This is a genomic window from Lactobacillus melliventris (assembly GCF_013346935.1).
Classification (GTDB): domain Bacteria; phylum Bacillota; class Bacilli; order Lactobacillales; family Lactobacillaceae; genus Lactobacillus.
Genome location: NZ_JAAEEB010000010.1, coordinates 35,099 through 60,117 on the forward strand (window position 1 = coordinate 35,099; position 25,019 = coordinate 60,117).

Here is a 25,019-nt window from a genome sequence, read left to right on the forward strand (position 1 = left end):
ACAAATCATTGGCAAAACGCCAGCTTACAAAGCGTGGAATCTGACAAAATACCTAACAATATCATCAACGGCTGACACTTTTTTTAAGCGCCAATTTAGTTAAATTATAGTTATTGGTTTTTGACAAACTTGCTCATTTGTATTCCTGCTTGCCTACCAAAAATGACAGTTTCAGCAATCGAGTTGCCACCAATTCGGTTATTTCCGTGTAATCCACCTGAAACTTCTCCCGCAGCATAGAGGCCTTTAATAATGTTACCGTCTGTATCATAAACTTCGGTTTTGGGATTGATATGGATACCGCCCATAGTATAGTGGATAGCCGGGTTAATATGAATTGCAAAGAATGGTCCCTGCGCAATTTGATGCTCCATTCCTGTTGTTCTGCCAAATTCTTTATCTGTTTTATTGGTGACAGACTCATTCCAATTAGTAATAGTTTCATTCAAGTTCGAAGCTGTGACACCAATATTTTGAGCTAGATCAGAAATTGTTTCTCCGTGACTAACCAATCCTACGTGATCATAAAATTCAACAGCAATAAAGTTGTTTCTAATAACTTGATCGAACACCAAAAAAGCACCGTTCTCATTTAAGTTGCTAATGGCGTCAGAAACAATTTTACGTGTACTTAACTCGTTGACGAATCTTTTACCAGATTTGTTAACGAGAATAGCTCCTTCTCCTCTTAAGCCTTCTCCGATCAAGTAGACGTGATCAGTATCAGTTTGTGCAGTTGGGTGCACTTGAATAAAGTCCATTTGCTCTAGTTGTGCATCAATTTGACTAGCAAGTTTTAAACCATCGCCAGTAGCACCAGGCTGATTGGTAGTCTGATAATTTACCAGGTCAGGACGATATTTTTTAATTAATTCTTTAGACGAGCCAAAGCCACCTGAAGCCAATAGCACAGCGTTTGCACTTACTTTTACTTCTCCTTTTGGAGTAACAATTTGGACACCTGTTACTTGTTGTTTATAATCTTGTAAAAGCTTAGTTACTTTTGCATTATTAAAAACTGGTATTTTATCTTCTTGGATTTGCTTTAAAGCACCGGTAACCAAATAATTGCCGACTGGGGCCATTGAAGCTGGACGGTGAGCTCTCTTCTTGCTCATCCCACCAGTAATAGTTAAATTAGTTAGCTCTATACCGTGATCCATTAGCCAATCTATTGCAAGAGCAGAATGATCGACAAAGTAGCGTAGAAGTTCACGATCATTCATCATTCCTCCACCTTTAAGAGTTTCACGGTAAAAGTCTTCTTTATCGTCTATAATTCCCTGTTTTATTTGAACAAGACTTTCAGAAGCATTCATTCCAGAAGAAGCTCTGTTTGTGTTCCCACCTAAATCAGAATTCTTTTCAAAGATAGCAACCTTCAATCCTAATTCATGAGCCTGAATTGCTGCAGTTAAGCCTGCACCACCTGCACCGATTATAATTGCGTCGTAACTTTCTTGTATTTCAGAAGCCTTATTAGGCGTAAAAACAAATTTACCCATTGATTTCTCCTCTACAGAAATTTAAAAGATTTATTTTTCAGGATTAGTCTGAGAGATATTGGTCATCTCCATGTAATCCATCCATTCATCATATTCCTTTTCAGTTAATTTGCCACTTTTAAGGGCTGCTTCTTTAAGCGTTGTTCCTTCTTTATCTGCAGTCTGTGCAATCTTAGCAGCTGCATGATAGCCAATATGAGGTGACAAAGCCGTCACTGTCATCAAAGAACTTGCAAGTAAATCGTCCATTTTTGCAGCGTTTACCGTTAAGCCGGCAATCATTTTATCAGCAAAACCGTTAATGGTACCGGTTAATATGTCACAAGAATCCAGAAAAGCTGTGATCATGACAGTTTTATAGACATTCATTTCAAAATTACCTTGAGAACAAGCAAAAGTGATAGTTGTATCATTGCCAAAAACCTTTGCAGCTGCCATAGTCACGGCCTCAGCTTGTGTCGGATTAACTTTGCCCGGCATAATCGAAGAACCCGGTTCATTAGCCGGAATATTAAGTTCATGATAGCCTGCTCTTGGACCTGATGCCAGGAATCTTATATCTTGGGCTATCTTAAACATGTCGGCAGCCAAAGTTTTTAAAGCACCATGGACAACATCTATGCCAGAATGATGAGCTAAACCCCAAAATTTATTGGTATTAACTTTAAAATCATGGCCATAAACTTGAGATAGTTTGTCAGCAATTTTGACAGTCATTCCTGGTGCAGCATTAAGGCCTGTCCCAACAGCAGTACCACCAATTGCCAGTTCATATAATGTTGGCTTAAGCTCTTTGATATAAGATAAATCATGTTTTAAAGCTGAAATATAGCCAGAAACCTCTTGACCGAAAGTTATCGGAGTAGCATCTTGCAGGTGAGTACGGCCAACTTTGACGGTTTTCCAATACTTGTCCTGCTTAATTTTGAGTTCGTCAATTAAGTGTTGCACAGCCGGTTCAAGTTTATCTAAAGCTTCCACTGCCACAATGTTCATTGCTGTGGGATAAGTATCGTTTGAAGATTGTCCTCTGTTAACGTCATCATTAGGCAAAATATTCAAATTGGGATGCATCTTGTTAGCTAAATTTGCTACTACTTCGTTAACATTCATATTGCTCTGAGTACCAGAACCGGTTTGTAATACGTGTAACGGAAAATCTTGACGCAATTCATGATCATCTAATTTTAATAGTTGATCAATCGCTTCCTCAATAGCTTGTCCTTTTTCTGCTGGTTCAGCGCCAACTTCTACATTTGATTCGGCTGCAGCTTTTTTTAAATGTAAAAAAGCACGAATAATTGCAAGTGGCATTAATTCGCCACTGGGAAAATTGTTACGACTCCTTTCAGTTTGAGGACCCCACAGTGCATTTTTAGGAATTTTAACAGGACCAATTGTATCACTTTCAACACGGTATTCTTCTTTACTCATACTAAATCTCCTTTTTCAAATGTTAGTATTTAAGCTATTAAAGCAGTAATATTCTCTTGCACTTATAATACAGGTTTTTAGTATTATTTTCAATATTTTAAAATAAAAGGGGTATCATTTTAAAATTTTAAAATTTATTTTATTTTAGCAAAAAAGCACTCTTATTGAGTGCCTTAACTAGTTATTTATATTTTTAGTGTTTCAGCATTAATAGCTACGATAACTGTTGACAAAGACATTAAAATCGCACCGACTGCTGGGGAAAGTAAAATTCCCCATGGTGCAAGTATACCCGCTGCCAGTGGTAAAGCTATGATATTGTAGCCTGCTCCCCACCATAAGTTTTCGATGGTTTTTCTTTGAGTATGCTGAGCAAGGTTGAGGAAACTGATAATATCAAGTGGTTCACTGTTCACTAAAACAACATCAGCTGAGTCCACAGCAACATCAGTTCCTGCACCAATAGCTACACCAATATCAGCTTTAGCTAAGCTAGGAGCATCATTGATGCCGTCTCCCACCATCATGACTTTGTTTCCTTTTTCCTGAAGTTGCGCGACAATTTTTTGTTTGTCAGCTGGCATTAAGCCTGAGTGAATCTCGGAAATTTTTAGTTTCTGCGCAATACTCTGAGCAACTTTTTCATTATCGCCGGTTAGCATCACCGGTGTAATGTTAAGATCTTTAATTTGCTTAATCAAAGCTGCTGCATTTTTCTTTATTTCATCACCAACTGCTACATAACCTAAAAGTTCATTTCCTGCAACTAAATAGCTGGAAGTGTAGTTTAAAGCATCAATTTCCGGGAAATGACTCACCAAACTTCTAGCAGCTTTTTCATTTACAAGTTGATATTCCTTTCCATTTAAAGTTCCAGAAACACCTTTACCATCCAAAGTCTTACTATTTGACAATGGATAGAGCTCAATATTTTTTTCCTTAGCAAACTGTAAAATGCTTTGCGCAATCGGGTGATTAGAATCTTGTTCAAGTGAAGCGATCAGTTTAATTACTTCATCTGCACTGTACGACTTATTCAAGCTGTCACATTTGCGCACTTGAAACTTGCCTTCCGTCAGAGTGCCAGTTTTATCTAAAAGCAAATAATTAATTTTAGAGCTGACGCTGATCACGTTGCGATTTCTGATCAATAAGCCATTTTTAGCACCGATTGAGGTACTCTTAGCATTTACTAAAGGAATAGCCAAACCGAGTGCATGAGGACAAGCAATAACTAATACAGTTACCATCCGTTCAAGACCACCAGAAATTCCGCGTAAGCTAGTCCAAACGATTAAAGCAATAATACCAAAAATAAGAGCAGCATAAAATAACCAGCTGGAAACCCGATCGGCTAAGTTTTGCAGCCGTGATTTATTCATTTGAGAAGATTGCACTAACTTATTAACATTGGCCAAGAAACCTGAATTTGCGGAGCTAGTAACTTTGACAGTTAAAGTACCAGAGCCATTTATTGAGCCACCAATTACCTTGTCATTTTCTTTGCGCGTAACTGCACTGGATTCTCCAGTCACAAGTGATTCATTTACTTGACTTGAACCGTTTAATACCACACCATCAAGAGGAATACTTTCACCGGCTTTGACTAAGATGACAGCATTTTTTTGGACAGCATTAATTGCCACATCTTCTGTTCGGCCATTATTTTGAACGTGAACTTTATCTGGCAGAAGTTTTGCTAAATCATGAACTGAGCTATTCGCATTCATCACGGACATCATTTCAATCCAATGTCCTAAAAGCATAATTAAAATTAAAGTTGCCAATTCCCAAAAGAAATCCATTACATGAACTTTGCTGTTTAGTAAATTGTTTTCAACGAAAGCATAAATACTATAAATATAAGCAGTAGTGATGCCTAAAGAAATCAAAGTCATCATTTCGGGCTTTTTTGCTTTTATTTCATAAAATGCACCTGACAAGAAGGGCTCACCGCCATAGAAGTAAAGAATTGTGGCAAAAATGGCTACAACCCATTCAGAACCTGGAAAAGAAAATTGAAATGGCAAATGGACTCCCATTGCAGGGGACAAAAAGATAATTGGCAAAGATAATATTAATGAAAGCCAAAACTTTCTTTTCAAATTACCCATATGCATCATATGACCGCCATGCATCATCATGTCATGACTACCCATTTTCATCGAAGAGTTGGCGTCCATTGAATGATTCATATTTTTACTATGATTCATGTTCATATTATCCAAAATACTCAATCCTACCTTTACATTAACAAAATTGCTTTTTCTTTAATCTACTTTTATAAACAGTTGTTGTCAAAAGATGCGCTTGAGAAATCGAACAATATTTACACAATTAATTAGTTCTTTGCTTATGATAAAAGTGAACAATAAAACCGATTGCTAATCCAATAACTGCCGGAATAACCCAGTCCATACCTATGTCAGCAAAAGGAAGAAATTGTAATTGGAATGCTCTTAATTGTAGTGCCCATGCTTGTTTGCTAACTAGCGCAGGAAAAGACGCAATCATATCCAAAATGGCTGGAATAAAAGTAAAGACGATACTCCAGAAGTAAACAACTGGATCATGGTCAAATAAAGAACCAGAAATCGACAATATAATCAATACCATAGCTATTGGATATAAAAACATTAACATTGGTGTTGACCAGGAAATAATTTTGTCCAAACCAAAATTAGCAGTAATGAAGGAAACAATAGTCATAATTGTCAGCCAGCCATGGTAACTAATTTTACTAAAACTGCGGTGAAAGTCTTGCGCGAAAGCGGCAATCAAACCGACAGCTGTAGTTAAACAGGTTAGTGTAACTAACGTAGCAAGTAGCGCATGACCAAAGTCACCCAGATAATAAGTCACTATTTGGTTAAAGACAGTACCGCCTTCAGCAGAAATTTTAAATTGATTTAATGTCGTTGCTCCAACCCAAATTAAACCAACGTAAATGACACCAATTGCACTTGTGGCAATCACACCGGCTCTGGCAGTCACTTTTGCGTTACTTTTCGCCGAAGTTTTTCCAAGTTGGCGTACGGCTGAAACTATTGTGTAGCCAAAAGCCAATCCAGCCAGTGCATCCATAGTGTTGTACCCTTCCAAAAAACCATTAAAGAAAGGTGCACTTTGATAAGCCGCAGTAACATTTTGATTTTTGGCAGCACCCATTGGAGAAATAGCAGCTAATAAAAAAATTGAAAATAACAGCAATAAAAACAAAGGATTTAAAATTTTGCCGATACTGGTCAAAATCGTAGATTGCTTATAAGAAATAATAAAAGCCAAAATGAAGAATATTGCCGAGAATATTAAAAGTGCCAGCTTAGTAGCTGATTTCGGCAATACCGGCTGCAAGCCAACTGAAAAGGAAATACTCGCGGTCCGCGGTGTGGCAAATAATGGTCCTAAGGTCAAATGGATTAAAACCATAAACGCGAGAGCAAAACTATTTCCCAAAGGTTTGCCAATATCGTAAACCCCCTTAGCATGACTAGCACTAATAGCTAAAACGGCTAATAGTGGCAAAAGCACAGCCGTTACTAAAAAGCCAAAAGTGGCCATTCCCCAATTTGCTCCTGCAAGCTGGCCTAAATGAAGTGGAAAAATTAAATTACCGGCACCAAAAAATAGACCGAATAGCAATGATGCAACTACTAAATATTGTTTCCAAGATAAAGGCTTGGTATTAACATCTCTTTCGATTTCTTCCATTACAGTTCCTCCTGAAAAATATAAACACTTAATATAGATAAAGGGCCTTGATGAATTTATTTAGGTAATAAAAAAGCACCCTTGATTTGAAAATCAAGGGTGCTTAAGCACGGTACCACCTATATTACTGCAATAATTATCATTAAAGATGACAAAAACACAGTCACTTCACGTACGGCATACTGCGATACGCTAACACGTTAATGGGTGTACCCAATAATAGCTACTAACTTTCACCATATAGCTCAAAGTTACTTTCAGCTTACCATCACGGTCCCTTTTCAGCAACAGGACTCTCTAAAACGTTACTTGCAAACTTACTTATCTTTTCATCGCTTTATCAATATTAAAGATATTTTAATCAATGACTTATTTCCTGTCAACTATATTTTAGTCAAAATAATAAAAGCACTACCTAAATTTTCTTATCCAGCTGCTGTAGACAAATAAAACTAATGTCTTATTGCTTAAAGTGGCTGTATATTTTGATGTGCAAATATTTCTCAGTAATCAGACTTTGACCTATGTTAAAAATTAATTTCATTCAACAATTTTTGTACCATGTAACTGGTCTACCTGCAATCTTTCAGCAATTAAAGTGCTATTTTTGGCGGTAATGCCACCACCTGGTAATATTTCTATCTTGCCGTTTGCCCAGTTAATAATTTCTTTTAGATGAGAAATGGTATTTAAAACAGGAGTTGATAACTCTCCGCCATGTGTCAAAATTCTCTTGACACCTTTATTCGCTAACCAGTTTAGTTCATCTTCTTGCTCAGTTAAAGGTATTGCGTCAAAAGCCATGTGCATAACAACATCAATATCTAAAGATCTGGCTAGAAATATAAGACGCTCCATTTTTGCTTTATCCAAATGATTTTGGGAGGTTAAACAGCCAAAAGCCACTCCTTGAGCACCTAATTTAGCTGCTATTTCTAAATCACTGGCCATTATTTCAATTTCACTTTCACAATAACAAAAATTTCCACCCCTTGGCCTAATCATCACAATAACTGGTATGTGAAAATTAAAGGCATAAGTAACTGCTTTTTTGATAACTCCATAAGAAGGCGTGGTGCCACCTAATGTTAAATTATTATTTAGTTCAATTCTGTCAGCACCTTTATTAATCACATAAGGAACTTTAGCAAAATTTTCTACACATGCTTCTTTTAACATTTAACTTCACTTTCTTCTTAGCAATGATTACTTTACAGGAGCGTTAATTTTCTTTTGATAGTCATCTAACCAGGTTTGAGAAATTGGTTCAATTTTGGTGTTATTGTGCAGCCCCGGATTTGCCATTAATATCTGAGGTTCTTGCTTTTTAGCAGCAATACAAAAAGGAAACTCCACGTTAGTAGCTACACCCCACTCGCCTTTTTTATTCAAGGCAATGAGGGAAATTTCGCCTACTTGACCATAACGCTTCTTTAAATCATTACAAAACGGATAAACTGTAGCATCACAGGCTTCTTGGGGAGACTTTCCTTCTGCCATTTTACGGACTATTTCGTATGAAAGGCAGCCCTTCATGATGTCTTCTCCTAGGCCAGTTGCAGTCGCAGCTCCAATGTGACTATCCGCATAAAATCCAGATCCGGACAGAGGTGAATCGCCGATTCTACCATTTTTTTTCATAAATAAGCCAGAAGTTGATGTAGCAGCTGCCAGCGAACCATTTCGATCGAGAGTTATTGCTCCTACGGTATCATGACCATCATAAGGATGCAGGTCTGATTGAAGTTGCTGTTTTACCTTGTTCTGCCAGATAGTTTTGGCCCTTTCAGTCAACATATTAGTCATTTCAAAGCCATTCTGCATTGCATATTTAGTCGCTCCTTCTCCGACTAAAAAGCTGTTGGTCTTATTTAAGCTTAGTCTTCGAGCAACTGAAACAGCATGTTTTACGTTCTCAATTGCAGCTACACAACCTTGTGCCAAGGTGTCACCGTCCATGAATGCAGCATCCATTTGAACAACTCCGTCTTCGTTAGGAAGTCCGCCATATCCCACGGATTTATAAAGGGGATATGATTCGACTTTTCTTAGCAAATTTTCAACAGCATCCCCAGCACTTTTATCCTTTTTCAACAGGTCTGCCGCTTTCACCAATCCGTCATACGACATACTCCAAGTTGATATTACAGCCCAATTATTCATTTAAACCGCCTTTTTTAATTCAATTTAATGCTAATAATACTAAACTAAAGCAGCAAAAAACAAGCACCTAACACAATTTTCAGTAGAATATAGCCTGATCTAGTGAGAATCGTTGCTGATAAACAATTTTTTATAAAAATGAATTTAAATAATGCTAGAAGATTAAGCTTAATAAAGCAATAAAAAATATTTAGTACATGAGCGTTCAAGCTCTGCAATTTTAATTTGAATTGTTTTAAGCTAGAAAACTTATTCTTTAATAAAATCAGACCGGATAAGGAAAATGGATTAGATACAAAAAACACCCCCAAACTTTACAAATTTGAAGGTGTTATCAAAAGCTTATGCTTTTTTATACAATAACATTGAATAATAATGCAGCAATTACTCCGCCAAGAAGTGGGCCAAAGATTGGAACCCAGCTATAAGCCCAATCTGAACCACCTTTATTGGCAATCGGCATAAATTGGTGAGCCAGTCTAGGTCCCAAATCACGGGCTGGATTAATCGCGATTCCAGTCGGTCCTCCTAAAGACAAACAAATCGCTGTAATCAAAAATCCAGCTAACAATGGATTAAATCCTGGAGCTAATTTTGTATTGGTCAATCCCAACAAGCCAAATACCAAAACAAAGGTAGCAATCGTCTCAGTAAAGAAATTCCAACCGTAATTTCTTATAGCTGGTGTCGTAGCAAACGACCCTAAAATACCATCTTGATCAGTTGTTTCTTGCCAGTGAGGAAAATAGGTTAGCCATACCAAGATACCACCAATAAAGCCTCCAGCTGTCTGTGCCAGCATATATGGCAGAACGGAAGACCATGGCAACTTATTGGCAATTGCCATACCTAGTGACACTGCCGGATTAAAGTGACCTGGACAAAGCCAGCTAACACAGAACACACCAAATGTCACGGCAAAGCCCCAGCCAAAAGAAATAACGATCCAGCCACTGCCCTTTGACTTCGACTTATTCAAATTGACACCGGCACAAACGCCATCTCCAAGCAATACCAAGATAATAGTTCCGAGGAACTCTCCCACTACTTGCATTGTTAAGCTATTATTCATTTTTAATCTCCTACTTCGATTATTGGACTTCCTTTGAAACCCAAAATAATGTTTAGTAGTAAATTACTCCCAGATTCAATATATTATAAAATTGTATTTATGTAAACCCTTTCTTTAAATAAAACTATCTTTCCAAAAAATCTCAATTTGTTGTTATTTTATAACATAAGATTTAAAAGAGTTTCTGAATTTTTCGTCTAAAATTAAGTTAAGATACGCTTAATGTTATTTTTATTCAATATAAATCTGGTATTTATTCTATTTCTTTAGGGCTAGGGGCTTAAGCTGTCCTTCTATCTCCGTTAACTCGACCCTCGCCTCAATTAAAGTAGCAGCAGTATAAGCCCCTTCGATAAAGGCTACATCATATAGATGAATCTTTTTAGAAGTCATTTCCGTTGCTAGTTCAAGATTCATTTTGGCACTACCTAAATCATAAAATGCCAATATTTCATCAGCTTTATTTTCAGAAAAAGCATGCAAAATTTTGTCCATACTGGTGCCAATATCATCAGCGTTAGTTCCACCCGCAGTGGTAATTGACACATCTTTTGCAACCTGTCCCAATAGCTCAGACAAACCGGTTACAATCTCTGGAACATGGGATACTAAAGTAATGCCTAAACTCATAAGATACCTTCTGTTTCAAGTAACGCCTCAAAAAGGTACCCACTTGATTGCGATCCAGGATCAACATGGCCTTTTGATCTTTCGCCTAAATATGAAGCACGACCTTTTTTGGCAACTAAGTCTTTAGTTGCCTCTACAGCTGAAGCGATTTTTTCCTGTGTTAGCTTATTGGTTTTAACTTCTGGAACTAATGCGGTCCACACATCAACCATGGTTTTATCACCAGGTTCAGCACCACCACGTTTTTTAATACCTGTCAATGCAGCAGCCAGTAAGTCTCCTATGTCTGAACTTGTGCTGCTTTTCTTCGCCATTTCCAAGAAAGCAGTTCCATAAAGTGGACCAGAGGCACCACCAACTGTAGAAATGAGAGTCATAGCGATTTGCTTAAAAGCATCTGTGATGGTTTTGGGCTCAGTACTTAATTTTTGACTAACCGCTGTCATACCCCGGCTCATATTAAAACCGTGGTCACCATCGCCAATCGCAGTATCCAGATCACTTAAAAATTGCTTATTCTGTTCAATTTTAGCAGAAAAATTATTCATCCATTCAATCACATTTTTAACTGTTAAGCCCATATTAACTTCTCCTTTTACCAAGCGATTGTTTCTACTGGCTGATTGAGATAATCAAGCCACTTGTCATCAGCTAATTCAAATATTGTGAGTGAAATACCTGCCATATCAAGCGAAGTCATGTAATTACCCACTTTCATGAAAGCTGGCTTGACATTGAACTCTGCTAGTTTGTTAAGTAAATCATTACTAAAAATGTACTGTTCCATTAGAGGTGTAGCGCCCATACCATTTACCAACACAGCATATTTCTTATTTTGGTCTAAATGCATTTCATCATTTAATTTGCCCACTAATTCCGTTACTAAATCTTTAGCAGGTTTAATCTGTTCACGCCGGTATCCAGGCTCTGAGTGAATACCAACACCGTATTCGATTTCATTATCTTTGAGAACAAAACCGGGTTTACCTGTTTCAGGATTGGTAGCAGCAGACAAAGCAACCGCGATTGTTTTAATATTAGGCAATACCTTTTTGGCTGTCGCATCAATCTCGTCTAGACTGGCACCATTTTGAGCCATTGCTCCTAAAATCTTGTGCATGAACAAAGTTCCGGCTACTCCTCGTCTTCCTTGGGTAAATGTACTATTTTCGACGGCAATATCATCATCTACCACAATTGACTTGACCTTAATGTCGTCCATATCAGCCATATCTTTAGCCATATCAAAATTCATCACATCGCCTGAATAATTTTTAATTACTAAAAAAACGCCCTGACCTTGATTAACCGCCTTAATAGCCTCATATATTTGATCTGGTGTTGGGGAAGTAAAAACTTGTCCGCAAACAGCTGCACTAAGCATTCCTTTGCCCACAAAACCAGCATGAGTAGGTTCATGACCTGAACCTCCGCCACTTACAATACCGACTTTGCCAGTCATAGAATCTTTATCTGCTCTCATAACAGCTTCAGTATCCTTAACTCTGGCAATATATTGGGGATATGATCTGACCATTCCTTCAACCATTTCTGGTACAACATTTGCTGGATCATTAATAATCTTTTTCATGAAACTTGCTCCTTAAGTAAAAAAATGTAACGCTTACATAATTATTATATCAAGTAAGATAGCCATAAACCATTCTGGCTTTAATAAATTTAATTTCTTTGTCAAAAAAACTGTAGCCACATCATTTAAAATTTGGACTACAGCTTTAATATTAAGTCTTTTAAAGCAGTTATTTTCTAATAACTTTATATCTATTCGATCTGTCATCATCTGGCTGCTCTGCAGCATGGCCACAGGCCACAATGACACTAGTTTCAAAATCTTCTGGAACTTCCAACTTCTGTTCTAAGTCTTCAGCAGAATTGAGGACACTTGCTGCGTTCATTAGATAAACCGAACCTAGGTTAAGTGCTGCTGCCTCTACCATCAAATTTTCTGCAGCAACTGAAGCATCTCTTTCACCAAATTCATTCCCTTTTTTGACATTAATAATAAAGAGTAGAGGGGCATTATAACAAGCATTGCTTGTTACCTGTTCAATTTCAGATAGCAAATTCTCGTCTTCAACCACTGTCATCTGCATCACATCAGCTTGGTGCATACCACAAGGCGAAGCTTGAAATGCTGCTATCAATGCTTTTACGTCGTCTTCAGAGACTTTTTCAGCCGTATATTTCCTAATAGCTACTCTTTTTAAAACTGCATCAGTCATTTTAGTACCTCTTTCTGTAAATTCTTTAACTACCATCATTGTAAAGCAATTTTTAATTAGTTTTATGAACTAAATCAGACCATTTTAGAAATTGGGTATTAGAAATTCCCGCAAATTTTTGGCCATTGATTTTCCTCACATAATAGACCGGAATTTTTACTCCTTTTTTAACAAACGGATATTTATTTCCTATTACCACTAGTCTACCCTTTTTGTCGTAAACTTTGGCATTTGTCTTAACCTTGTAAACTTTAATTTTAAGAATTTTAACATTTCCCGGTTTAATATATTGTTTTTTCTTACTTTTAGTACTTAGCTGTAAAAAGCTGTGTCCTTTAGCAGTATTAAGGCCGGAAACATATACAATTGTTCCTTTTTTTAGTTTTTTATTTTTTATCTTTTTGCCTTTATTATCATAAATATATGCCGGCTTTTTTAATATGACACTTTTTTGCAAATACTTTAAAACTTTATTTAAATTATTAGTATTTTTGGAGGAATTGCCAGCAGCAGATGTTTCGTTTGGGCTAGTTTGTTCCTTATTGCTATCACTTTGAGTCGCAGTATTTGTTTCTTTAGCTGTAGCAGGATTCTGTCCTTGAATTGACGAACTTGCAGCTGCAACTGGGTTACTAACGGATAGCCCCAATACTAAAGCAGCAATTCCAGTTAAACTTAGCAATAATTTTTTCTTCATGTTAATACCTCTTTGCTAAAACTTTATTTATATACATTCTACTACTTTGAATAAATAATTTCTTTGGCAAAATCTAAGATAAGTAATTTAGTTATAACGTTTGCACACTAAGTTATTTTTACAACTTATATTATGAGGTATCTTAACATGTTTTGCTTTATACTAATAAATAGTGAAAATAAACAAAAAACTGGTAAAGGAAGACTTTATGAATAATCCTCTAAAAGAACCGATCGAAATATTGGTTACTATTGACCAAAACTATATCAAACCACTTGAAGTGATGATGTATTCCCTCAGACTTAACAATATGACTGAGGAATTCCATGTCTGGTTAATTTATGATAATATTGATCAACATGCTCTAAATAAACTTAAAAAGTTTGGTACAAAAATCAGAATTAAAGTATCGACTCTAACTATGAACAAAAAAATCAAATTTCCAAATTCGTTGCTAAACCTGCATGATTACCCCAAGGAAATGTACTTTAGGCTACTTTCAAGCAAAATTTTACCTGCAAACTTACATAGAATTATTTACCTCGACCCGGACATATTAGTTATAAACTCAGTAGTGCCATTATGGCAATTAGATCTTGAAGGTAAAATGTTTGCTGCTTCGGTTCATGAGGGTTTAACAGACATTATGAGTTCAATCAATAATATCAGACTTGGGACTTCAACTGGATACTTCAACTCAGGAATAATGTTAATGGATTTGGACCAAATGAGAAAAAAGATCAAAATTGAAGATATTACTCAGGCAATTGAACAACATCATGACACTTTGATTTTGCCTGATCAGGATATTCTAAACTACTTATATGGCGAGGATATACTCAAAATTCCTGAAACACGGTGGAACTATGATGCAAGAGCTTTTTCAGTTTACTTGACTAGAAGCACTGGTGAAATTAACACAGAATGGGTCATGAAAAACACTTCAATTTTGCATTTTTGCGGTAAACCCAAGCCTTGGCAAAAAGAAAAGCATTCTCGCTTCAAACCTCTTTATTTGAACTATCTGCAAATGGTCAACCGCTTGTTAGACCAACAAAAATTAAGTTAACATTTAGCTTTTTACTATTGAAGGTAGCATTATCTGTGCTAAAATAATAAAAGTTGCCGGATATCAAGCGACACAATGCTTTAGGTGGATTAGTATAGAAAAATACGAACTATTTAACAGCATTGAATAAGTATAAATTTTTATAGAAAAGAGAAGAATTATGGCTTCAATTAACAAATCTGAACTCACTAAAGAGGTTGCAGCAAGAGCAGAACTTAAGCAAAACGTGGCAGAAAAAGTCATCGATGCTTTAATCGGATCAATCAAGGATAACTTGGCTAAAGGTGAAAAAGTACAAATTATAGGTTTTGGTTCTTTTGAAGTACGTAATCGTGCAGCTAGAAAAGGTAGAAACCCACAAACTGGCGAAACTTTAACTATTCCTGCAACTAAGGTTCCTGCGTTTAAACCTGGTAAAGCTTTGAAAGATGCAGTTAAATAGCTCTATATTTAAATACGAAAAAAACAACGAGTTTACCTCGTTGTTTTTATTTTTTATATTTTTTAGCGACTTTGATGATTTAACTTCTTAGCGAAAAAGTCACCGATCACTTGAATGATAAATATCAAAATGATGACTAGTACCGTTGCTACAAGTGTTACATCATTGTTAAAGCGATTGTATCCATATGAAATTGCTGTATTACCCAAGCCACCTGCACCAATAGCTCCTGCCATTGCAGTCAAACCAATTAAACTAATAATTGTAACGGTAGAAACACGAGCAAGTTCTGATCTCGCTTCATTTAAATAAACACTAAAAATAATATCCCAAATCGTTGCACCCAAGCTCTGTGCTGCCTCAATTTTACCGTGATCAACGCTTTCTAAAGCCACTTGAACTTGACGGGCATAAAAAGGAAAAACGCCCAATGTTAATGGAACCAGAGCCGCTTTTATACCAATCTGAGTCCCGACAATTTTTTGAGTAACTGGTGCTATAAACGCTAGCAAGATAATAAACGGAATAGCACGAAAAATTGAAACTATTTTATCGCAAACATTGAACCAGAATTTATTAGGTCTTATTCCATCACTTTTGGTCAGAACCAAAATTACACCGAAAATTAAACCTAAAATTCCCCCAAATATTCCGGACCAAAAAGTCATATATAATGTTTGAAAAATGCTGGTTCCCCAGCCAGTATCACCTAGCCAGCCCAGTTGCACAACATTGGGAAAAACTCTGCTAAACCAACTACTCATAAAGATCCCCCTTTTCGTTCAAACGAGTAACAGCGACTTTTTCTTTTTTCAAATAATCTACTGTTTCTTGCTGCTTTGTTTTATCACCTTTAACTTGAACAAGCAGAGTTCCAATTGGCTCATCATCAAGCAGTTCTACATTACCATAGAGCATACTAGCTTCAACCCCGACCTTACGGTATAAATCAATAATGATAGTTTTAGTAACGTTAGCCATACTATAAACAAGTTGATAAATAGCTTCATTGTCGTTATCTAATTTATTAATCTTAAGAGACCTTAGAGTATTAATAACTTCCAAAGATCCACCAACAAAACTCTTAGTTAAATCTTTTTGCGGATGCAAGACTACTTCACGGAGATTGCCATTTTCGATCACCTGACCAGATTGCATTAGCGCTACTTTGTTACAGATTTTTTTGACTGCAGCCATTTCATGTGTGATCAGTACGATGGTTAGGTTAAGATCTTTTTGTAACTTCTTTAATAAAGTTAAAATTTGCAATGTATTTTGAGGATCAAGTGCACTCGTAGCTTCATCAGAAATCAATATATCTGGTTCGTTTGCTAAAGCCCTGGCAATAGCAACTCTTTGCTGCTGACCCCCAGAAAGTTGAGCTGGGTATGAATTTGCTTTATCTTTTAAATCCACCAGGTCCAACAATTTTAATGACTTTTCTTTAATTTCTTTTTCTTTTAAGCCGGAATGTTTCAGGGCAAAAGACACGTTATCAACTACGCTAATTTCGTTTAATAGGTTGAAATTTTGAAAAATCATGCCGATCTTCCTGCGAGCTAGTTGTAAATCCTTATTAGCAATTACTTGCTTACCATCTTTGACAAAGTCAGTACCATTTACCTTAATATTGCCTGCAGTTGGTTTTTGTAAAAGGTTGACAGTTCTAACTAGTGTAGACTTACCTGCTCCGGAAAAGCCTACAATGCCATAGATATCACCCTTTTCAACTGTTAGGCTGACATTATGGACAGCCTGAACAATTTTGCCTTTTTTACTAGGGAAATCCACACTAACGTGTTCTAAATCAATAATACCCATTTACAATCTTCTCCGATCATTAAAACTTAACGTCCCAAGCAGGTTTAGTCATATCACCATAATATTTTTTGTCCAGACGCTTAGTTTCAGCTGTTTGATATGCTTTTACCACTGCCTGGTAATCCTTATTCTTTTCCTGACCTTTCTTTGCACAAATGATGTTTACCCATTGCAGAGAATCTTTGTTAACAGGCTCAACAAAAATTGTCTGTTTTTTACCTAGACCAGCAGGACCCGCAAAGTCATTATTAACAACGGCGGCATCAACTGAATTAATTACTCGACCACATTGATCGGCACTGACTTCTTTAACTTTAATATTCTTAGAAGTTTTAATTACATCAGCAGCAGAAACTAAAATCTTGCCTTTGCGTAACTTGATCAGACCAGCATTTTTAAGAACGAAAAGTGCGCGAGATTCATTACTTGCATCATTAGGCACAGCTATAGTTGCGCCCTTTGGAATATCACTCAATTTGTGGTACTTCTTAGAATATAGTCTAATAGGGTTAATTTCGGTTCTACCAATTGCAACTACACCACCGTGATTTGCTTTGTTCCACGCTTTCAAAAATGCATAGTGTTGAAATGAATTAAGGTCAATATCACCACTTTTAACTGCCTTATTCGGTTGATTATAATCAGTAAAGTTCTTTATCTTGATTGTGACTCCATATTTTTCTTTAGCCAATTTTGCAGCTTTGTTCCAAATAACTTGTTTTGGCTTTGTTTCACTAACAATACCTACAGTAACAACGTGATTGCTCTTTTGGTCACCACTTTTTTTACCAAAACTAAACCAGCCGACAGCAATAATTATAATTGCTGCAATCACTCCGATAATTATATTGCGACTCTTTTTTGTCATCTGAAAAACCTCCCAATTTTTCAATAAAAAAAGCACTCTTCCTCAAATAAGGACGAGTGCTTCGTGTTACCACCTTTAATTTGTCTATTACTCACGTAATAAACCTCAACAGCTATCTAACAATAGCTTGCAATTATAACGGATGCAATTCCGCCACTAGCTAAATATCACCAGCAGTCATCATTTCAAGCCCATGTTCACTAGGTCTTGTTAACTGACTCTCACCAAACGTCAGCTCTCTTTATTAACAAAAACTTAGCTACTCTGCTTTTCAAGATGTATTAATTATTTAATTGTTTATTAATTTAACATTGAAAAAATATTCTGTCAACCAAAAAAGTAAATTATTTTTTGGTCGATTGGTATGATTTTATTATTGCGAAAAAATATTGTCCAACAGCAAAAGTGACAATGGCCATGCCAATTACTTGCCACCAATAGTTATGATTTAAGTTTTCTGCCAGAAAAAAGCTGCTAATTAAGATCATAATACAGATTATAAAAGTGATCGTTGAAGTAATAACTTGTTTCATGTTATTTCTCCTTTCTCATATATGTTAGAAATTTATAAGGATAAAGATTAACGTTGTCAGGCTGATGAAATTCTTTTTTGACTAAAATGAAGTCATCATAATTAATTTTCGTCATTGTGACATCAGCTTTAAAAGTTGCTATTATTTCAGTTTTTTCTAAACAATCTACCTGATTTTTTAAAGCGTTAAAAACCGAATTACCACCTATCACACAGAGGTTTTGCTGTTTATGCTCCTTGATCCAGTCCTGTAATTCTTTGACAGATTTAATAATTGAAACCTGGTTATTATCACGATATTTATTTTTTAATGTTAAGCTGGTCGTCAAAACAACGTGTTTGCGCCCAGGTAAAAGATGAGGCAAGCTCACGAAAGTTTTGCGACCCATGATAATTGGATGTCCATAAGTAATTTTTTTAAAGTGGTGTAGATCTGCAGGCAATTTCCAAGGTAAATGTCCATCTATACCAATTTGGTGTTTTTGATCTTCTGCCCAAACAAAAGTAATCATTAATTCGCCTCTCTCTTTATTATAGCGCTTTATTTAGCGGATTTCTTAGCATCTGCTTAGCTTTACCAATTATCTGGAATTAAATCTACGTATTTTTATGTGATTTTTACCTATTTTGTTGCTATAGTAATTTAAGTATCTGAATAATTCTTTGGAGGGAAACATGGCTAAAACAAATCAACTAACTGAAGAAAAATATCATAAAATGAAAGAAACAGAAGCCGATCTTGTACGAGATTTACAAGCAGTTGTTAATGATCCCAAGCAAGAAAAAGTTTTAAGTGCTGCTATTTTTAAAAATCACCAAAAATGGCTGCAGATCATCATGCCAAATTATTCTACTAAAATTCACTTGGGTATTGTTAATGCCTATGATAATGATACGCGCTATCAATATTATTACGATGATAAGGCCGGTAAGGGTGCAACTAAAATCTTAAGTAAAATTGTGAAAGAACATTTGGAAAAATAAAAGAAGTCTTGTACACAAAAGACTTCTTTTTTGTTAATGAAACCAGTGGACATGCTTATCAGTAAAAGCAAGTAAATCATTGGTTAAATACAAAATATATGTTAAGAACAATGTGAGATTAGCATCACCTTGAAAGGCAGTAACTCCCCATAAAATAATTGAAAAAATTCCTTGCACAGTCCAAAAGTAATACTGCTCGCGAAAATGCAACATACAAAGAAGCGAGCCGGTAATCCCTATTGCACCCGCAGTTGCATCAATTACAGGACGTGGACTAATAAAAATTTTAGTGTCCAACAGATAAAGTAAAGCTAAAACTATAGTAAAAAAGCTAACTGTCATAAGCCATTTTTTCAGCGTCAACCCATGAATATGTTTTTCCGTATCTTTAGACCATGACGATAACATTAAGACTGGCAGATCTAATAACAAAATATAAATAGTTTGCAAAATCACATTAGCGTAATTTTTCGCATAGACAGAAATTATAATATAAATTGCAGCGGAAACTAAACCCAAGATGCCGTTAATTTGCCTAGCATTAGTAATAGCAAGGGTGCACGTAAAGCCCAAAATGGCAGCAATCATCGTTAACAAAGAAATTTGGGTGATGGGCGATGCCACAGTAGCACCAATGATAATGCCTATTCCCAACATTAACAATAAATAGGTTTTAAAGCTCCAACCCCGCATTTGCTTAATATACCATCTTAATTTAAATATTTCAGCTCCTGGCTGAATTTTCATTCGACCTTCCTACCTTCTGCTTAAATTTAACAATGAAAAAAACATGTTTTCCATATTATCATAACTTTTAAGCAATTTTAAGAGATTTGACTAGATGGCTAGGCAAATGATTATAGCCTTAGTAATTGGTATTTTGAAGCTTCATTATTTCTGAGCCATTTTTGATATTGACCATTTTAGGAGAAAAGGCGAGACTACAGTGGTCATAATGATTGCTCCGATTACAGTTGAATAAGCCGCAGGTGCAAGTAAATGGTTGGTTAAGCCCATTTGCGCAACCACAAGAGCCATTTCACCGCGCGAAACCATTCCGGTTCCCACTAGTAATGCACTAGAATTACTAAAACCAGCAATTTTGGCTCCTAAACCAGCTCCCACCAATTTGGAAAAAACACTGCCAATTACTAAGACAAAAAACAAAATAAAGTCATTTAAAATACCTTTAATACTCATGTTTAAGCCAATACTAACAAAAAAGATAGGAATAAAGCTGCTGTAGCCAATTACCGTAAAATTCTTTTTGAGAGTTTTTTGCGCTGAAGTACGATTCAATGCCAGTCCGGCAAAAAAGGCTCCAATCACGTTACTAAGACCTACCTTCTCAGCCCCCCAAGAAGCCAATACTACAATAATCATTGCCACTAATGTCTCCGGGACCGGCAGTGTCAGACGCTGACTTAAATTTATCAAACGGGGTATAACGTAAACACTAACAAAAACTAAAAGTATCAGGAATGCTGCTTGGGTCAGTAGGCTTAGAATTAAATCTTTACCCTTATTTGAGCCGGGTTCAGATACACCCGTCAGTCCACTAACAATACTCAATAGTAGTATTGAGAGCAGATCATCTGCTACTGCAGCGCCCAGAATTGTCATGCCCTCTTTTCCTTCTAAGCGCCCCATTTCCTGCAGAACCGCAACTGAAATCGAAACGGAGGTGGCTGAAAACGTTAAGCCTAAAAATAAACTTTTCGCTTGTGAAAATGCGAAAATAATGCCAGTGACATAAGCAATAATGATTGGTACAATCATGCCAAATCCAGCCACCAATACACTGGGACGCAGTAACTTATTCAAAGTTTTCAGATCACTGTCAAGGCCAGCCAAAAACATTAAAAAAATCACACCAATATCGGAGAATACTTTTATAATTTCTGTAGGTTGCACAAGATTAAGAACTGCAGGACCAACTATTATTCCAGCCAGCAATTCACCAACAACTGCCGGCAATTTTAATCTGGCACTAAATTGTCCTCCAATTAACGTGGCTAATAAAATAACGCTCAGCATACCTAAAAACCTCATTTGCACTCCCACTTTCTCCAGCAAAAAAAGGCCTTCACAAATTGCTTTGGCAACCCAAACCAAAGAACAATTCTTGAAAGCCTTAAACTCCAACCAAAATATTTATAATATTAATATTCTACCATTTTTAACTTAAATTTTCTAAATTAAGCGTAGGACTGTTAAAGATATTATGCCTACAATTACAATCACTAGCAAAGATTTACTAATAATTGCTGCTACCACAGTTGGTACCGAAGCAATTAAAAAATCTACTCTTACCTTGGGTAATTGTCCTGGTTGAGCTATGAATAAATTGCAAAACCACATAGTTGACATTATGACAATTGGCACAAATGATAAAAACTCAACTACCACTTTTGGTAAAGAAAATTTTTTTAATAGAAAAAAAGGCAGTACCCGGGATAACCAAGTTGCAATTCCACAACCGATAATTGTTAAATATATATAGTTAGAAGAAGACACGTTTTATTACCATCCCTAATGTACATCCGATAAGCGTAACAACAATAATAACTAAATTGGCGGGCAAAAATATCGTTAAACCGTATGTTAACGCCAATGTCAATAAAACTACTATTGCTTGCAGCAGCTTATCTAGATTTTTATCACCCTTTATTTGCAAATATAATAACCCAATAAACATTGCCACATTTGCAAAATCTAGTCCTAATTTTTGGGGATTTTTAATAAAATTGCCCAGCACCGCACCGATCATTGTTGCACTAACCCAGGCTGCATAAGAAATGATATTTTCGGTATTAAACCAGGTAAAATTCATTTTCCCGTTTGTATAATTAATTTTATTCATAGCTAAAGCAAAGCTTTCATCAGTTAAAAGCGTACCAATTAAAACGCCCTTACCCAAACTATCTTTTTTAAAATAGGGCACAACAGTCGTACTCATTAAAATCATTCTTGAGTTGACCATAAATGCGGCAAAAATAATTGAACCTATTGGACTACCCACCGCCAGCATACTAACAGTAGTAAATTCCGCCGAGCCAGCGTACATAATAAGCGACATTAAAATTACAGTAATAGTCGAAAAACCAGTGGCTCGACCGATCACGCCAAAAGCAGTTGCAATTCCCAGATAACCACAAACAGTTGGAATAGTATCAGACACAGCAGCACGTTTTGATAATGAACTTCCCATATAACACTTTCTTTAATCATTAATACAAAATATTAATTAACCTAAATTCAAATATTCTGGTCTTTAATGCTAAAAAAGCCCATTCGTTTACATTTTAAAGGTCTGAAATTAAAAAACTAGTGTACTTGTTAACAGCAACTAGTTTTTATCATAACTTTATTCACTCTTATGAGACTTAGTGAAATCAATTCCGCGGTCTTTAAATACTTGTTTTGCAACAGTAATCGCATTCAGGACTTTAGGAAATCCAACATAGGGAATCGTTTGAATAAAGGTTTCAATTACCTCTTCAGGAGTTAAGCCAACATTTAAGGCGCCATTAATATGAACATTCAATTGTGGTTCAGTGTCACCTTGCGTCAACAAAGTTGTGATAGTAATCATTTCTCTTTGCTTCAAATCTAAAACTTTCCGGTCATAGATGTCACCGAAAGCAAATTCAATAATGTAGCGCCCCACATCTTCTGATAAGCCAGCAAGTGAATCAATAACTGACTGCCCTCCTTCCCTGTCCACTTTCTCTAAATTTTCCAGACCCTTTTGATAGCGTTCATCGTTTGTCATAGTTTTCTCCTTTTCATTTTGTTTTCTGATATTTAACAAGTTTCAGAATAATTGCTGGAGTATAGTCCATGTCAACTACTTTTCAAAAAATTTTGAAGTAATAAAATATGACGATATACTATTTATTGAAGTAAAAATTATTTTTGAAAGGAAATTAGATGAAGTATTCAATTGGTCAATTTTCAGAACTTAGTGGTTTTTCAATTGACACATTACGCTATTATGAAAAGCAAAAATTACTTTTCCCGAAGCGAGATGAGAACAATCGCCGGGTTTATAGCGAAAAAGATGTAGCTTGGATCAGTTTTATCTCACGCTTAAAAAAGACAGGCATGAGCATTAGAGAAATGCAAAAATATGCCAAATTACGTTATGCGGGCGATCAAACTATCCCCGAAAGATTAGTTTTATTATTTAATCAATTAGATAATCTACATGAAGAAGAAAAGAAAATTGAAGATAATATTGAGTTTGTAGAACAAAAAATCAAAACCTACCTCAAGACAATTGGAGACTTAAAGGAATAAGAGTGGGATTTTCATAAATTTCAATCTTATCTTATTTAACTAATTTGGAAATAAAAATATGGCCTCCGAAATTGTCTTAATTTCTGGGATCATATAGTATTATAATCTGTTTTTAAATTAAACGCAGAACCGCTAGGGAAATCATTCCCACTATCACAATGACTAATAGAGACTTACTAATGACTGCAGCTACAAAGGTTGGCAGGGATGCTAGAACATACTGCCAATTAAATTCAGGCAAGTGACCTGGCCTAGCGATAATTAAATTACTGAACCAGAGTGCAGCCATAATTACTATGGGAACAAAAGAAAGAAATTCAACCAACCTTGGCGGCAATGAGAATTTTTTTAATAAAACAAATGGTATCACTCTTGAAAGCAAAGTGGTCACTCCGCACAAAACAATCGTTATTAAGATATATTTAGAAGAAGACATGTTTGAGCACCATTCCTAAACTGCAGCCGATCAAAGTAACAACTATTACTACTAAATTAGCGGGCAAAACAATGGTCAAAAAGTAGGTCAACGCAAAAGATATTAATATTACAATTATCTGCAATATCTTATTAAGATTTTTGTCACCCAGCACTTGCAAATAAAGTAGTCCGATAAACATCGCTACAATGGCAAAATCCAGTCCTAACTTTTTAGGATCTGTAATAAAGCCGCCCAATATTGCACCGAGAAGTGTTCCAGCTTGCCAAGTCAAATAAGAAATAATATTGACAGTATTAAACCAAGTAAAGTTTAATTTACCATTGGTGTAATTTATTTTATTCATACTAAGAGCAAAACTCTCATCGGTGAGGAAAGTTCCAATCAAAATATTTCTTTTTAAATTTTCTTGTTTTAAATAGCCTGCGACAGTTGTGCTCATCAGGATTACTCGTGAATTAACTAAAAAAGCCGCTAATACAATTGAGGCTATAGGACTACCCGCAACTAACATATTGAGAGTTGTCAGCTGAACCGATCCAGCGTAAATAATAAGGGACATTAAAGATACTTCGATGGTAGAAAAGCCACTTGCCTTACCAATAATTCCAAAAGCTACACTGATACCAATGTAGCCAAATATAGTAGGAAGTGCTTCTTTAATTGCTGCTTTTTTAGTTAGGTAACCGTCCATTGCTGCACCCTTTTCTGCAAGCTGTCTAAATAAAATATTAATTAAGTTAATTTTAAATTAATTTGTAGCTTAACATTTATTATTATTTTTTACAACAACATCTTTTGCATTGCACGATAGCTAAAAACTGCAGAATACTGACTATTACCCAGTTTTATGGATAAACAACAAGTTGAAAAAATTTTTAGATAAGGTATAATGTTATTCGTTACGGAGAGTTGGCAGAGTGGTAATGCACCGGACTCGAAATCCGGCGAACCAAGTTTTTCCTTGGCGCGCAGGTTCAAATCCTGTACTCTCCTTAAATTAAGTTAAAAAGCTTGTAATATCAGATATTACAAGCTTTTATTATTCTTCCGCACGGCATTTACACGGCATAAAAATAATAAAGAGCAATTTCCTAAATTGCTCTTTAT

At 35.9% G+C, this 25,019-nt stretch carries 28 protein-coding genes, 1 tRNA gene and 2 other annotated features; of the genes, 5 read left to right on the forward strand and 24 right to left on the reverse strand.

Going from position 1 to position 25,019, the window contains the following annotated elements; all coding sequences use genetic code 11:
• Positions 1 to 110: 110 nt before the first annotated feature.
• The 12 genes from GYV61_RS08335 to GYV61_RS08390 all read right to left on the reverse strand — a co-directional run bounded on the left by GYV61_RS08335 (position 111) and on the right by GYV61_RS08390 (position 13,455).
• A complete protein-coding gene (locus GYV61_RS08335) occupies positions 111 to 1,505 on the reverse strand; it encodes a flavocytochrome c (RefSeq protein WP_174795468.1) in 1,395 nt (464 codons plus the stop codon).
• A 30-nt stretch (positions 1,506 to 1,535) separates the two neighbouring features.
• Positions 1,536 to 2,939: a class II fumarate hydratase gene (locus tag GYV61_RS08340; RefSeq protein WP_174795469.1), complete on the reverse strand. Its 1,404-nt coding sequence runs from the start codon at positions 2,937 to 2,939 to the stop codon at positions 1,536 to 1,538.
• Between the two features lie 185 nt (positions 2,940 to 3,124).
• Entirely contained in the window at positions 3,125 to 5,152 is a 2,028-nt protein-coding gene (locus tag GYV61_RS08345) for a copper-translocating P-type ATPase (protein WP_238786770.1), read from the reverse strand.
• Between the two features lie 124 nt (positions 5,153 to 5,276).
• Positions 5,277 to 6,650 carry a branched-chain amino acid transport system II carrier protein gene (gene brnQ, locus GYV61_RS08350; protein WP_174795470.1) on the reverse strand — a complete coding sequence of 458 codons (1,374 nt, stop codon included), beginning with the start codon at positions 6,648 to 6,650 and terminating at the stop codon, positions 5,277 to 5,279.
• Between the two features lie 92 nt (positions 6,651 to 6,742).
• Positions 6,743 to 6,992: a binding site (T-box leader), on the reverse strand.
• Between the two features lie 198 nt (positions 6,993 to 7,190).
• Positions 7,191 to 7,829, reverse strand: a complete 639-nt coding sequence (locus tag GYV61_RS08355; RefSeq protein WP_174795471.1) for a copper homeostasis protein CutC — start codon at positions 7,827 to 7,829, stop codon at positions 7,191 to 7,193.
• Between the two features lie 27 nt (positions 7,830 to 7,856).
• Positions 7,857 to 8,813 carry a glycosylasparaginase gene (locus GYV61_RS08360; protein WP_174795472.1) on the reverse strand — a complete coding sequence of 319 codons (957 nt, stop codon included), beginning with the start codon at positions 8,811 to 8,813 and terminating at the stop codon, positions 7,857 to 7,859.
• 352 nt (positions 8,814 to 9,165) lie between these two features.
• Complete coding sequence (locus tag GYV61_RS08365) at positions 9,166 to 9,885, reverse strand: MIP/aquaporin family protein (protein ID WP_110446153.1); 720 nt, start codon at positions 9,883 to 9,885, stop codon at positions 9,166 to 9,168.
• Positions 9,886 to 10,143: 258 nt separating this feature from the next.
• A complete protein-coding gene (gene dhaM, locus GYV61_RS08370; protein WP_174795473.1) occupies positions 10,144 to 10,515 on the reverse strand; it encodes a dihydroxyacetone kinase phosphoryl donor subunit DhaM in 372 nt (123 codons plus the stop codon).
• Entirely contained in the window at positions 10,512 to 11,096 is a 585-nt protein-coding gene (gene dhaL / locus GYV61_RS08375; protein WP_110446154.1) for a dihydroxyacetone kinase subunit DhaL, read from the reverse strand. The genes dhaM and dhaL overlap by 4 nt, the downstream gene beginning before the upstream one ends.
• Before the next feature lie 14 nt (positions 11,097 to 11,110).
• On the reverse strand, positions 11,111 to 12,106 hold the full coding sequence (dhaK, locus tag GYV61_RS08380) for a dihydroxyacetone kinase subunit DhaK (RefSeq protein WP_174795474.1): 996 nt from the start codon (positions 12,104 to 12,106) through the stop codon (positions 11,111 to 11,113).
• A gap of 169 nt (positions 12,107 to 12,275) precedes the next feature.
• Positions 12,276 to 12,758 (reverse strand): nitroreductase family protein, encoded by a 483-nt coding sequence (locus tag GYV61_RS08385; protein WP_174795475.1) that lies wholly within the window; start codon positions 12,756 to 12,758, stop codon positions 12,276 to 12,278.
• Positions 12,759 to 12,810: 52 nt separating this feature from the next.
• Entirely contained in the window at positions 12,811 to 13,455 is a 645-nt protein-coding gene (locus GYV61_RS08390) for an SLAP domain-containing protein (RefSeq protein ID WP_174795476.1), read from the reverse strand.
• Positions 13,456 to 13,663: 208 nt separating this feature from the next.
• Between GYV61_RS08390 and GYV61_RS08395 the strand changes: the two genes are divergently transcribed.
• Both GYV61_RS08395 and GYV61_RS08400 read left to right on the forward strand, forming a co-directional pair.
• Entirely contained in the window at positions 13,664 to 14,524 is an 861-nt protein-coding gene (locus tag GYV61_RS08395) for a glycosyltransferase family 8 protein (RefSeq protein WP_174795477.1), read from the forward strand.
• A 160-nt stretch (positions 14,525 to 14,684) separates the two neighbouring features.
• Positions 14,685 to 14,966 (forward strand): HU family DNA-binding protein, encoded by a 282-nt coding sequence (locus tag GYV61_RS08400; protein ID WP_046324922.1) that lies wholly within the window; start codon positions 14,685 to 14,687, stop codon positions 14,964 to 14,966.
• Positions 14,967 to 15,028: 62 nt separating this feature from the next.
• Here the strand turns inward: GYV61_RS08400 and GYV61_RS08405 are convergent, their stop codons facing one another.
• From GYV61_RS08405 to GYV61_RS08425, 5 genes are all read right to left on the reverse strand, one after another.
• Entirely contained in the window at positions 15,029 to 15,730 is a 702-nt protein-coding gene (locus GYV61_RS08405; protein ID WP_046324923.1) for a methionine ABC transporter permease, read from the reverse strand.
• Positions 15,723 to 16,787 (reverse strand): methionine ABC transporter ATP-binding protein, encoded by a 1,065-nt coding sequence (locus GYV61_RS08410; protein WP_174795478.1) that lies wholly within the window; start codon positions 16,785 to 16,787, stop codon positions 15,723 to 15,725. The genes GYV61_RS08405 and GYV61_RS08410 overlap by 8 nt, the downstream gene beginning before the upstream one ends.
• Before the next feature lie 19 nt (positions 16,788 to 16,806).
• Positions 16,807 to 17,655, reverse strand: coding sequence for a MetQ/NlpA family ABC transporter substrate-binding protein (locus tag GYV61_RS08415; protein ID WP_174795479.1), 849 nt, complete (start codon positions 17,653 to 17,655; stop codon positions 16,807 to 16,809).
• Between the two features lie 45 nt (positions 17,656 to 17,700).
• Positions 17,701 to 17,939 (reverse strand) — a binding site (T-box leader).
• 60 nt (positions 17,940 to 17,999) lie between these two features.
• Positions 18,000 to 18,188 carry a hypothetical protein gene (locus tag GYV61_RS08420; protein WP_046324926.1) on the reverse strand — a complete coding sequence of 63 codons (189 nt, stop codon included), beginning with the start codon at positions 18,186 to 18,188 and terminating at the stop codon, positions 18,000 to 18,002.
• 1 nt (position 18,189) lies between these two features.
• The gene (locus GYV61_RS08425; RefSeq protein WP_174795480.1) at positions 18,190 to 18,699 is read right to left on the reverse strand and encodes a dihydrofolate reductase; all 510 of its coding nucleotides are present in this window, start codon (positions 18,697 to 18,699) and stop codon (positions 18,190 to 18,192) included.
• A 151-nt stretch (positions 18,700 to 18,850) separates the two neighbouring features.
• Here GYV61_RS08425 and GYV61_RS08430 point away from each other — a divergent pair, with 151 nt between their 5' ends.
• Positions 18,851 to 19,171 (forward strand): TipAS antibiotic-recognition domain-containing protein, encoded by a 321-nt coding sequence (locus tag GYV61_RS08430; RefSeq protein ID WP_255525005.1) that lies wholly within the window; start codon positions 18,851 to 18,853, stop codon positions 19,169 to 19,171.
• Between the two features lie 33 nt (positions 19,172 to 19,204).
• On the opposite strand, the gene pnuC is transcribed toward GYV61_RS08430, so the two are convergent.
• From pnuC to GYV61_RS08455, 5 genes are all read right to left on the reverse strand, one after another.
• Positions 19,205 to 19,918: a nicotinamide riboside transporter PnuC gene (pnuC, locus tag GYV61_RS08435; RefSeq protein WP_122026136.1), complete on the reverse strand. Its 714-nt coding sequence runs from the start codon at positions 19,916 to 19,918 to the stop codon at positions 19,205 to 19,207.
• Between the two features lie 144 nt (positions 19,919 to 20,062).
• Positions 20,063 to 21,223 carry a cation:proton antiporter gene (locus tag GYV61_RS08440; protein WP_174795481.1) on the reverse strand — a complete coding sequence of 387 codons (1,161 nt, stop codon included), beginning with the start codon at positions 21,221 to 21,223 and terminating at the stop codon, positions 20,063 to 20,065.
• Positions 21,224 to 21,364: 141 nt separating this feature from the next.
• Entirely contained in the window at positions 21,365 to 21,688 is a 324-nt protein-coding gene (locus GYV61_RS08445; RefSeq protein ID WP_174795482.1) for an AzlD domain-containing protein, read from the reverse strand.
• Positions 21,675 to 22,382, reverse strand: a complete 708-nt coding sequence (locus tag GYV61_RS08450; RefSeq protein ID WP_174795483.1) for an AzlC family ABC transporter permease — start codon at positions 22,380 to 22,382, stop codon at positions 21,675 to 21,677. The genes GYV61_RS08445 and GYV61_RS08450 overlap by 14 nt, the downstream gene beginning before the upstream one ends.
• A 156-nt stretch (positions 22,383 to 22,538) precedes the next feature.
• On the reverse strand, positions 22,539 to 22,946 hold the full coding sequence (locus tag GYV61_RS08455) for a carboxymuconolactone decarboxylase family protein (RefSeq protein ID WP_174795484.1): 408 nt from the start codon (positions 22,944 to 22,946) through the stop codon (positions 22,539 to 22,541).
• A 158-nt stretch (positions 22,947 to 23,104) separates the two neighbouring features.
• Between GYV61_RS08455 and GYV61_RS08460 the strand changes: the two genes are divergently transcribed.
• Positions 23,105 to 23,473 carry a MerR family transcriptional regulator gene (locus GYV61_RS08460; protein ID WP_046324932.1) on the forward strand — a complete coding sequence of 123 codons (369 nt, stop codon included), beginning with the start codon at positions 23,105 to 23,107 and terminating at the stop codon, positions 23,471 to 23,473.
• Positions 23,474 to 23,585: 112 nt separating this feature from the next.
• Here the strand turns inward: GYV61_RS08460 and GYV61_RS08465 are convergent, their stop codons facing one another.
• The gene (locus GYV61_RS08465) at positions 23,586 to 23,909 is read right to left on the reverse strand and encodes an AzlD domain-containing protein (RefSeq protein WP_122026140.1); all 324 of its coding nucleotides are present in this window, start codon (positions 23,907 to 23,909) and stop codon (positions 23,586 to 23,588) included.
• Positions 23,896 to 24,603, reverse strand: a complete 708-nt coding sequence (locus tag GYV61_RS08470; RefSeq protein WP_174795485.1) for an AzlC family ABC transporter permease — start codon at positions 24,601 to 24,603, stop codon at positions 23,896 to 23,898. Before GYV61_RS08470 ends, GYV61_RS08465 begins: the two co-directional genes overlap by 14 nt.
• 212 nt (positions 24,604 to 24,815) lie before the next feature.
• Between GYV61_RS08470 and GYV61_RS08475 the strand changes: the two genes are divergently transcribed.
• A tRNA-Ser gene (locus tag GYV61_RS08475) sits at positions 24,816 to 24,905 on the forward strand.
• Positions 24,906 to 25,019: the final 114 nt, after the last annotated feature.

What these genes read in the sequence shown, in the direction of transcription:
- GYV61_RS08335 (WP_174795468.1), bottom strand. Translation starts at nt 1,505, where the DNA reads ATGGGTAAATTTGTTTTTACGCCTAATAAGGCTTCTGAAATACAAGAA.
- GYV61_RS08340 (WP_174795469.1), bottom strand. Translation starts at nt 2,939, where the DNA reads ATGAGTAAAGAAGAATACCGTGTTGAAAGTGATACAATTGGTCCTGTT.
- GYV61_RS08345 (WP_238786770.1), bottom strand. Translation starts at nt 5,152, where the DNA reads ATGAATCATAGTAAAAATATGAATCATTCAATGGACGCCAACTCTTCG.
- brnQ (WP_174795470.1), bottom strand. Translation starts at nt 6,650, where the DNA reads ATGGAAGAAATCGAAAGAGATGTTAATACCAAGCCTTTATCTTGGAAA.
- GYV61_RS08355 (WP_174795471.1), bottom strand. Translation starts at nt 7,829, where the DNA reads ATGTTAAAAGAAGCATGTGTAGAAAATTTTGCTAAAGTTCCTTATGTG.
- GYV61_RS08360 (WP_174795472.1), bottom strand. Translation starts at nt 8,813, where the DNA reads ATGAATAATTGGGCTGTAATATCAACTTGGAGTATGTCGTATGACGGA.
- GYV61_RS08365 (WP_110446153.1), bottom strand. Translation starts at nt 9,885, where the DNA reads ATGAATAATAGCTTAACAATGCAAGTAGTGGGAGAGTTCCTCGGAACT.
- dhaM (WP_174795473.1), bottom strand. Translation starts at nt 10,515, where the DNA reads ATGAGTTTAGGCATTACTTTAGTATCCCATGTTCCAGAGATTGTAACC.
- dhaL (WP_110446154.1), bottom strand. Translation starts at nt 11,096, where the DNA reads ATGGGCTTAACAGTTAAAAATGTGATTGAATGGATGAATAATTTTTCT.
- dhaK (WP_174795474.1), bottom strand. Translation starts at nt 12,106, where the DNA reads ATGAAAAAGATTATTAATGATCCAGCAAATGTTGTACCAGAAATGGTT.
- GYV61_RS08385 (WP_174795475.1), bottom strand. Translation starts at nt 12,758, where the DNA reads ATGACTGATGCAGTTTTAAAAAGAGTAGCTATTAGGAAATATACGGCT.
- GYV61_RS08390 (WP_174795476.1), bottom strand. Translation starts at nt 13,455, where the DNA reads ATGAAGAAAAAATTATTGCTAAGTTTAACTGGAATTGCTGCTTTAGTA.
- GYV61_RS08395 (WP_174795477.1), top strand. Translation starts at nt 13,664, where the DNA reads ATGAATAATCCTCTAAAAGAACCGATCGAAATATTGGTTACTATTGAC.
- GYV61_RS08400 (WP_046324922.1), top strand. Translation starts at nt 14,685, where the DNA reads ATGGCTTCAATTAACAAATCTGAACTCACTAAAGAGGTTGCAGCAAGA.
- GYV61_RS08405 (WP_046324923.1), bottom strand. Translation starts at nt 15,730, where the DNA reads ATGAGTAGTTGGTTTAGCAGAGTTTTTCCCAATGTTGTGCAACTGGGC.
- GYV61_RS08410 (WP_174795478.1), bottom strand. Translation starts at nt 16,787, where the DNA reads ATGGGTATTATTGATTTAGAACACGTTAGTGTGGATTTCCCTAGTAAA.
- GYV61_RS08415 (WP_174795479.1), bottom strand. Translation starts at nt 17,655, where the DNA reads ATGACAAAAAAGAGTCGCAATATAATTATCGGAGTGATTGCAGCAATT.
- GYV61_RS08420 (WP_046324926.1), bottom strand. Translation starts at nt 18,188, where the DNA reads ATGAAACAAGTTATTACTTCAACGATCACTTTTATAATCTGTATTATG.
- GYV61_RS08425 (WP_174795480.1), bottom strand. Translation starts at nt 18,699, where the DNA reads ATGATTACTTTTGTTTGGGCAGAAGATCAAAAACACCAAATTGGTATA.
- pnuC (WP_122026136.1), bottom strand. Translation starts at nt 19,918, where the DNA reads ATGAAAATTCAGCCAGGAGCTGAAATATTTAAATTAAGATGGTATATT.
- GYV61_RS08440 (WP_174795481.1), bottom strand. Translation starts at nt 21,223, where the DNA reads ATGAGGTTTTTAGGTATGCTGAGCGTTATTTTATTAGCCACGTTAATT.
- GYV61_RS08450 (WP_174795483.1), bottom strand. Translation starts at nt 22,382, where the DNA reads ATGGGAAGTTCATTATCAAAACGTGCTGCTGTGTCTGATACTATTCCA.
- GYV61_RS08455 (WP_174795484.1), bottom strand. Translation starts at nt 22,946, where the DNA reads ATGACAAACGATGAACGCTATCAAAAGGGTCTGGAAAATTTAGAGAAA.
- GYV61_RS08460 (WP_046324932.1), top strand. Translation starts at nt 23,105, where the DNA reads ATGAAGTATTCAATTGGTCAATTTTCAGAACTTAGTGGTTTTTCAATT.
- GYV61_RS08465 (WP_122026140.1), bottom strand. Translation starts at nt 23,909, where the DNA reads ATGTCTTCTTCTAAATATATCTTAATAACGATTGTTTTGTGCGGAGTG.
- GYV61_RS08470 (WP_174795485.1), bottom strand. Translation starts at nt 24,603, where the DNA reads ATGGACGGTTACCTAACTAAAAAAGCAGCAATTAAAGAAGCACTTCCT.